2 protein-coding genes are annotated in these 1,526 nt (G+C 44.0%); both read right to left on the bottom strand.

What is annotated here, in order from left to right; all coding sequences use genetic code 11:
* On the bottom strand, positions 1-102 hold a 102-nt coding region (locus AC6I5A_RS11545; protein WP_497900700.1), incomplete at its 3' end, for a type II toxin-antitoxin system HicA family toxin.
* Between the two features lie 172 nt (positions 103-274).
* A partial coding sequence (locus tag AC6I5A_RS11540; protein ID WP_034615992.1) for an ABC transporter permease occupies positions 275-1,526 on the bottom strand: 1,252 nt, incomplete at its 5' end.

The raw sequence follows: 1,526 nt of genomic DNA, 5'->3' as shown, positions 1-1,526 counted from the left end.
GTTCGGTAAGGTTACTTTACCAGGTTTTGTTGGGTGCGTGAGCTGAATGTGTGAACCCTTAGTGTCTTTGGTTATCCATCCATACTCGTTGAGTATCTTCATGACTTCCCGAACCGTCATCGTGATTCTCCCCCTTCTATTATATTATACGCATCATTCATGCGTATTTCAATGACTTGGGCATATATTGCTTATTACTTTTCAATCCCTAATTTCACAGATAGGATTCATTTTGTTGTAAGCAAAAGGCTATTGTAGATTGCATCATCCCCAACTATTCCACCTCCTGGAGCCGCTCCACTATACTTTGCTTATCAGTCAATGTATACAATACCAAAGGAATAATCGCTCCAAGCACAACCAGGAAAGGCAGTACAATTAATAGCGGCCACAGGATAAATTGGTAACTGAAAAACCACAGCATTCCGCAGAAGGGTTTAACAATCAATAGTGAAAATATCGTGCCGAAAGCGAGTGAAAGCACACAAGTGCCAAAGGAATAAAAGAAGCCTTCATGCATCAGCATACTACGCAGTTGCTTCCGTGTCATGCCAATGCTTTGCATCATGGCAAATTCCTTGCGTCGTGTCATGATACTCGTGAGGTTAGCATTGATGAAATTTAGTACACCAATCAGCCCAATGATAAAGCTCAGTGCGCCGCCAATCATAACAACAGTGTTCCGCATACCGGAAAACTCATTGAGAGCGGTAAACTTCGAAGTGTAATTCATCACAGGTTCCACCTTGTCGGTGTAGCTTTGTAAAAAGCTTTCCATCTCAGCTTCATGATCTTTCGAAACATTAAAGGCATAGCTCATCACCGCCGGCCGCTCCACAAATGTTTTGTATACTTCCGCCGGGAGATAGAAGTTATAGTCCCATCCCGTGCGGTCGGAATTTGCATAGGTTTTTATTGACACATGACCAAGCACTGTAAACTCTTTCGTAGTATACTCCCTATCGGCAAAAGTTTGCGACGTTCCCTTGTAGTTATAAAGGGTGAGCGTTTCACCCACTGCAAAATGAGCGCTTGCCATTTGCGGCACACCGTTGTCATCCAATTTAACTCCCTCCAGAATGTACTTGCCGGTAGCCAGCTTTTCAAAATCAAGCTCGCCATCAATAAGTTCCAGCCGTTGGTTCGGTAAATTTTCAAGACCATAAACAGCAGCCATAAAGTCGCCATTACTGTTGATGTTATAACCCTGTGTTGTGTTCTTTTCGTCCTCTACCGCAAACATTTCCGCGCGGCCACCGTACAAACGCACGCCCTCCTCAAAGCCGGGCTGAGCTTCCACTGCCTTAATGAAGCTTTCGCTGGTTTGATTTTCTGGACCGCGGAATTCATTTTGAAAGTAGTCGGCATGGGCAATCAAGAAATCGGTATCCACAAATTTGGATAGGAACTTATCCATGTCAATGCTCTGAGACAGCGTGAACACCGTGTTCAGAAGCACAAGGCTTAGAGACAAGCTGATAAGCACCAGAATGGTACGTTTTTTGTTTCTTCCCAAATTCGCTAGT

This window comes from Desulfosporosinus sp. Tol-M2, assembly GCF_059735615.1.
The sequence above is the reverse complement of the archived record's forward strand: the minus strand, read 5'-3'. Positions and strand labels throughout refer to the sequence as shown.